This window comes from Bradyrhizobium sp. 22 (genome assembly GCF_000482425.1).
Lineage (GTDB): Bacteria > Pseudomonadota > Alphaproteobacteria > Rhizobiales > Xanthobacteraceae > Bradyrhizobium > Bradyrhizobium japonicum_B.
On the sequence record NZ_KI519401.1, the window covers coordinates 307,822 to 314,525 of the forward strand.

Annotated in this window: 7 protein-coding genes and 1 pseudogene; 7 read left to right on the top strand and 1 reads right to left on the bottom strand. The window is 61.7% G+C overall.

The annotated features are described in order from the left end of the window. Positions 1–23 precede the first annotated feature (23 nt). The 5 genes and pseudogenes from K410_RS37885 (at position 24) to K410_RS41460 (ending at position 4,866) form a co-directional block, all read left to right on the top strand. The gene (locus K410_RS37885; protein WP_155253864.1) at positions 24–956 is read left to right on the top strand and encodes a carbohydrate ABC transporter permease; all 933 of its coding nucleotides are present in this window, start codon (positions 24–26) and stop codon (positions 954–956) included. Beyond that, a complete protein-coding gene (locus tag K410_RS0135835) occupies positions 953–1,783 on the top strand; it encodes a carbohydrate ABC transporter permease (protein WP_028139159.1) in 831 nt (276 codons plus the stop codon). The genes K410_RS37885 and K410_RS0135835 overlap by 4 nt, the downstream gene beginning before the upstream one ends. A 42-nt stretch (positions 1,784–1,825) precedes the next feature. Beyond that, positions 1,826–3,364, top strand: a complete 1,539-nt coding sequence (locus K410_RS37890) for a sulfatase (protein ID WP_024343443.1) — start codon at positions 1,826–1,828, stop codon at positions 3,362–3,364. Between the two features lie 77 nt (positions 3,365–3,441). Next, positions 3,442–4,329, top strand: a pseudogene (locus tag K410_RS41210) (DUF4432 family protein). Positions 4,330–4,701: 372 nt separating this feature from the next. Then, positions 4,702–4,866, top strand: coding sequence for a hypothetical protein (locus tag K410_RS41460; RefSeq protein WP_155248812.1), 165 nt, complete (start codon positions 4,702–4,704; stop codon positions 4,864–4,866). 47 nt (positions 4,867–4,913) lie between these two features. Here the strand turns inward: K410_RS41460 and K410_RS41465 are convergent, their stop codons facing one another. Continuing rightward, positions 4,914–5,075, bottom strand: a complete 162-nt coding sequence (locus K410_RS41465; protein WP_155248813.1) for a hypothetical protein — start codon at positions 5,073–5,075, stop codon at positions 4,914–4,916. 835 nt (positions 5,076–5,910) lie between these two features. On the opposite strand from K410_RS41465, the gene K410_RS41390 reads away from it, so the two are divergent. Beyond that, positions 5,911–6,033 (top strand): hypothetical protein, encoded by a 123-nt coding sequence (locus K410_RS41390; RefSeq protein WP_283805943.1) that lies wholly within the window; start codon positions 5,911–5,913, stop codon positions 6,031–6,033. Further along, positions 6,033–6,458: a P-loop NTPase family protein gene (locus K410_RS41650; protein WP_024343445.1), complete on the top strand. Its 426-nt coding sequence runs from the start codon at positions 6,033–6,035 to the stop codon at positions 6,456–6,458. The genes K410_RS41390 and K410_RS41650 overlap by 1 nt, the downstream gene beginning before the upstream one ends. The last annotated feature ends 246 nt before the right edge of the window (positions 6,459–6,704 follow it).

Sequence of the window (6,704 nt, forward strand, 5' to 3'; positions counted from 1 at the left end):
GCGCCACCGCGCACATCGCCGCGGTGGTAGCAGAGCCATCCGCGCTGGCGAGCCAGCCGAGCGCGTCCGATTTCCAGCGAGGCCTCGACGAGCGGCTGTGGCGCTGGCTGACGCTGTCGCCGGCATTGCTGCTGCTGCTGGCGCTCAGCGTGCTGCCGCTGGCCAATCTGTTCGCGACCAGCTTCTTCACCGTGAGCTGGAGTGGCGGCCATTCGAGCTTCGCCGCCGCAGGCCTGAACAATTACCGCGCGCTTGCCGGCGATACGCTGTTCCGCGCCGGCATTCTCAACACCATCCTGTTCGCGCTGTTTGCGGTCGGCGGTCAGATGCTGTGCGGCTTCGCGCTCGCACTGCTCTGCACCGGCGTCACCCGCGGCCGCCTGCTTTATCGCACCATCTTCATCCTGCCGATCCTGGTTCCCGGCATCGTCGTCGGCGCGATCTGGAAGCTGCTGCTCAACTTCGATTTCGGCCTGGTCAACCAGGCCATCGCGCTGGTCGGCATCGATCCCCTCAACTGGCTCGGCTCGGCCACCACGGCCCTCGCTTCAGTGATCTTCGTCGACATCTGGCACTGGACGCCGTTCTGCTTCCTGCTGTTCCTGGCCGGTCTGCAATCGCTGCCGCAGGATGTCTACGAGGCCGCGAAGATCGACGGGGCCTCTGGTTGGCAGGAGCTCACCTATGTGACGTTGCCGATGATGCTGCCCACCATCATGGTGACCTTCGCCTTCCGCCTCGTGCTGGCGTTCAAGGTCTTCGACGAGGTCTATCTGCTGACCGGCGGCGGCCCCGGGACATCGACCCAGGTCATGAGCTTCACGCTGTACCAGCGCTTCTTCCGCGAGGATCAGACCGGATATGGCTCGGCAATGTCTGTCGCGATCATCTTCATGACCTGCATTCTGCTCGCAGCCGCCTTCGCGGCGCGCGGACGGATGGGAGCCACGAAATGATGGCGTCTCCGAGGGTGCGCGCCCTGTCCATTCATGCCCTGTTGATGGCGGCGGCGCTGCTCGTGCTCATCCCAATCGTCTGGGTCGTCGCTGCGGGATTCCGCACCCAGATCTCGCTGCTATCAGGGGCGTTCTGGTTCACGCCGGTCCTGAAGAACTTAAACGAAGTGCTGTTCTCCAAGACCTCTGATTTCCTCGTCAATTATCGCAACTCGCTCGTCGTCGGCACGCTGAGCACGCTGATCTGCCTCGTCACTGCCACACTGGCCGCGTGGTCGCTCAACCGGATGTCATGGCCGCGCTGGTTCGTGCACATCTTTCTCGGCTGGGCATTGGTGTTTCACATGTTTCCGCCGCTGGCGCTCGCCAGCGCCTGGTTCACGATCATGCGCACGGTCGGCCTCGACAACACGCTGACCGCCGTGGTGCTCGCGCATACCGTACTCAACTTGCCGATGGCATTGTGGCTGATGGGCGTGTTCGTGCGCGACGTTCCGGTCGAGCTCGAGGAGGCCGCCCGGCTCGACGGCGCCACGACGCCAGTTCTGTTGTGGCGGATCGTGCTGCCGATCACTGCGCCGGGCCTTGCCGCAACCGCCATCCTGACCTTCGTGTTCAGCTGGAATGATTTCGGTGTCGCCCTGACGCTGACCATGAAGCAGACCGCAACCGTGCCGGTCGCGATCGCCAAATTCGCTCAGGAATACGAGATTCTCTACACGCAGATGGCGGCCGCCGCCGCGCTGTCGATCCTGCCAGCCCTGGTGCTGCTCATCATCGGCCAGCGCTACATCGTGGCGGGTCTCACCCAAGGCGCTGTGAAATAAGACGGCGCCGTGAAAGAAGACGCGACCAGCGAAGGAAATGCCATGAAGACGGTCTTCGTTCTCTTCGATTCCCTCAACCGCCATCTGCTCGGCGCCTATGGCGGCATCAGGATTCCGACGCCTAACTTCGACCGTCTCGCCGCCAGGACGCTGACTTTCGACCGGCATTACGTCGGCAGCCTGCCGTGCATGCCGGCACGGCGCGATCTGCTCACCGGCCGGCTCAGCTTCCTGCATCGCAGCTGGGGCCCGCTCGAGCCGTTCGACAATGCGATGCCGGAGCTGTTGCATCACACCGGTGTCTACAGCCATCTCATCACCGATCATTTTCACTATTGGGAGGACGGCGGCGCCACCTATCACAACCGCTACGACAGCTATGAGTTCGTGCGCGGCCAGGAAGGCGATCCCTGGAAGGCGATGGTGCAGCCGCATTGGGAGCGTCTGCGCGAGATGTATCACGCGCGCCAGTTCACCACCGACCGGCGCAAATATCACTCGCAGAACATCATCAACCGCGAGTTCATCAAGGAGGAGAAGGATTTCCCCTCGGTGCAGTGCTTCGCGCACGCCTTCGACTTCCTTGACCGCAACCGCGACGCCGACAACTGGCTGCTCCAGCTCGAGACCTTCGATCCGCACGAGCCATTCCACGCGCCGGCCCGTTTCAAGGCGCCGTTCGACAGCGGCTGGAACGGGCCGATCCGCGACTGGCCGCGCTATGGCCGGGTCGACGAGCTGCCGGCCGAATGCGAAGAATTGCGCTCAAACTATTATGCCGTTGTGTCGATGTGCGACTTCCTGCTCGGACAGCTGCTCGACGATTTCGACCGCCACGACATGTGGAAGGACACCGCCCTTGTCGTCACGACTGATCACGGCTTCCTGCTCGGCGAGCACGATTTCTGGGCCAAGAACCGCATGAACCTCTATGAGGAGATCGTGCACATTCCGTTGTTCGTGCACGATCCGCGGCGCCCGCAACCCGGCGCGCGAAGCACGGTTCTGACCCAGTCCATCGACCTCGCGCCGACGTTCCTCGATCTGTTCGACGTGACGCCGCCGCGTGAGATGGAGGGCCACTCGATCCTGAAGGCCGCGCGATCCCCCCAGCCGTTACGCGAAGCGGCGCTGTTCGGCTATTTCGGCGGCGCGGTGAACATCACCGACGGGCACTACACCTATCATCGCTTTCCCGCCGACCTGAAGACGCAGGAGATCTTCCAGTACACGGTGATGCCGACGCATATTCGCTCGCCGTTCCTGCCCGAGGAGCTCGCCGGCGCATCGCTGTCGGAGGGCTTCCCCTTCACCAAGGGCGCAAAGCTGCTCAAGGTCCCCGTGATCGAACGCTCGCCGATGTATCTCAATTATGGCCCGGGCGCGCTGCTTGAGAATGATACGCGGCTCTATGACCTCGCGAAGGATCCAGGCCAACAGCAGCCGGTGAAGAACGAGGAGCAGGAGGCGCGCCTGGTGGCGCTGATGGCGCGGCTGATGGCTGCCAACGAGGCGCCGCCCGAAGCGTTTGGCAGGCTCGACCTGCACGAGTCGACAGCCCAACGCGAGATTTCGTCGTGACCTACAACAATCTGCGCGCCAAGGTCGGCGATCCCAAGCAGTTTGCGAGCGTGCGGCGCATCGTGCTCGACGAGGGTGTGGAGCGCGGCGTTGCCGCGCTTGCCTTCTCCAATGGAAATGGGCTCGATTTCTGGGCACTCGGGGACCGATCGCTCGACATCGGGCCGTTGTGGTGGAAAGGCATGCCGGTCGCCTGGCAGAGCATGGCCGGTTTCCGCAGCCCGCATTTGCACCATCCGGAGGAGGACGACGGGCGCGGCTACAGCCGCACCAATTCCGGATTCCTCGTCACCTGCGGGCTGGATCATTTTCGCCAACCCGTGCCTGGCCATCCCATGCACGGCCGACTGCCGTTCACGCCGGCACGCGTGACGGCGCACGGCGAAGACTGGAATCGGAGCGACCCCGTGCTGTTCTGCGAGGGCGAGGTCATGCAGTTCCGCTTCGGCGGCGAGGCGCTGCGTCTCAGGCGCCGGCTCGAGGCGCCCATCGGCGGTAACCTGCCGTGAATCCGCGACGAGGTGACCAACCTTTCAAACGAACCCACACCGCAGGCAAGTCTTTATCACTTCAATTTCGGCTACCCGGCTCTCGCGCCGGGATCGTCCGTGACCCTTGGCTCTCGCCGGTTGCTTGATGTCAAGGGGCTGCCTGATGTTTCGCTGTTGTCTGAATCCGTCAGCTTTCCTGCCGACGGTGATGGCGCTTCCGCCGTTTGCAGGCTCGCGACACCGATGGAGCACGGCGCGACGCTGGAGATTGCCGTCAGATTCGACGTCAGCACGCTTCCGCATCTTCAGCTCTGGCACGATCTGCGTCCGCAGGCCTGCGTGCTCGCGATCGAGCCCTGCACAAGCGCAAAGATCAACGGCGTCGAGCCGGTCGCCCTGTCGGGCGAGACCCGCAGCTATTCGGTGGATATTGCTTTTACCCAAAAGCAGTCAACGCCTGCTCACCTGGCTTAGTGTTCGACTATCCAACTACGGCGCCACCGACAGTTCCTGTCGAGCTTGAGAATCACGTGGAAGGGGTGGCGCTCCGTGTTCAGGCGTTCACCGATCTTGGCATCGAAAACCTGATCGAGCTCGTCAGGTTCTACAAAGAAACCCCAAGCTGGTCACGCGCTGGCAACGGGAATGATCTAACCAGCCTGCGGTCTACGCCGGATGCGTATCAAGATGTTGGACCCTCGAGGCCCGAAAGCTTGCAATCGCAAGACTCGATCCGCTAGAGAATACGATGCCCGCTCAATGGCTTGGCAGACCCCTCCTCACAGACCGCCAATTGGATCTTCGCCGACGCCATAGACCCAGAAGGCCTCGAATTTTGCCTCGCGCATGGCGGCGGTCGCGACCGCCGCGTTTGCGCTCGGCCTGGCGTTGGGTAAGAAGTCTCCTGGCGGTACCGACGCCGATAATCGCGCGTTGCGGTTGCGCCTTCGCCTGGCGGCGCTGCGCTTCCAGCTGATTGGTACTCATGCGTGCGAGCACCTGGCACCGTGACGAAATCGCCTTCGTTGACTAAGGATTTCTTTGATGCGACCGGGTATCTAGGTAGAAATGTCGATCTCCATCGCGTCGATGCGGCCGTTACCAGCAGCGATGCCTGCGGGCAGGTCGTGATTTGCGAGCTTCTGCCAGCAGTAATAGCCGCCGCCGGCTACTATGATGGCCAGAAGAACAGAGGCCCCAGCGTTCACGGTGCTTGTCACCCCCCTTCTTCTTCGCCTGTCCACGAGACACCGTGCGGTTGGGCGGGCTCTGCAACCCTGCTCGCGGGATCGCTTATGCTCGCGGTCGTCGAACAACCCGGAAGGAGAGCGACCTATTCGTCCCAACGCCTCCTTTCATAACGTGCCGTAGAGGCTCTTCGGCACTCCATTGAGCGATTGTGCCCAATCACGAGTGGCGAACGAAAATGTCGATGCTGTGCGTCCATCTTCATAGAAGATACTTCCTCATTCATGAGTGCCAACACCTTATGGCCCCGTGGACGGTCGGAGTTAAATTTAGGTGAACAGGTATTGACGAGATCAAATGCTATGGATTCGCTCGAACGAGGATAATATCGAGGCTCCCATGCCCCCCAAGGCGAGATCGCAACCTATGGTCCGTTCGCGCGATCGTATCCTGAAAGCCGCAATCGAGCGATTTTCAAAAGATCGTACGAACAGGCCAGCTTGCGCGACATCGCAGCCGATGTGGGGTTGATGTCGCCTATGTACACCGTTGCTTCGGCTCCAAAGAGCGTCTGTCTGTCGAGACCCTTAAGGCCTCGGCGCAGATCGATGAGCAGTTCACAGGCTGGCGCACAGTCTTGCGGGCGCACTCGCAAGGCAGGTGGTTTCGGAGCGTGCCCGCGGGGGGGCATGCGCTCGATATTGTCATTCGCTCGCTTGCCAGCCGGGAAGCCGCACCGCTGCTTCGGAAATTTGTTTGGGCGCTTGTCGATCCCTCGCTCAAAAACTCGATCAATCGAATATTGTGCCAATCGCAGTGCTCGCGGCCCTGTTGGCTGGCGTGTCCATATTCAGGAACGTGCTTCGGATGGGGTCACTCCTGGACGCGCCGAGCACCGAACTTGAAGCCCTGATCGCAAATGCCTTCCAGAGCATGATGGATGCCGCCGATCCGGCGACGGCAACTTTGAAACTGGAAAGAACTTCCTGATGATCGCCACCACCTCGCTCATTGCTGTCAACGCCGGTCAGATCGGTACTGGTCAAGCCGAGTGGGGCCTCCATGAAGCTGCGATCAAAGCCTTCGTTTCGCAAGAAGCCGCATTCGTCCACCCGCTGTCGCGTTGCCAGTTCTGGGACCTGAGCGATCGTCTGCGCGCGCGAAGGGCCGGAAGGAGCGTGGTAGTCGCCACGGCCTACATGTCCGAGGGTTTCGTCTGGCTGATCGCGATGAACGACGGAAAAATCTTCGCGACCAGCGCGCCGTCGGATCTGAAAGGTCGAACCAGCACGCGGTCGATCGAAGATGCATTCATAACCCTGCTCCGGCACGATAGCATTCTCTTCAGCCGGAGAAGCCGGTCGGTCCGTCGCACGTACCCGAAGGCGAGCCCGTCATCGTCGCCAGGGACCTGACCCGGGTTCCCCGTGGGTCGGTCAAAATCCCCCGGGTATGGTCACTTGAAACTCCCCCACCTGATGATCGCCGGCAGCGCCGCTGAACAGCGGTAGCCGGTCCGGCAGGACGTTTATTTTCGTCCCCTTTTATCGAGCAGGGGACTGGGAGTTGAACGTCTTGAAGCCACACCTGCAAAGCACTGTATTTACATTACTCGATCGCAACGCCAGCCAGCGCGAGATCCACAGGCTGACGGGGATCGA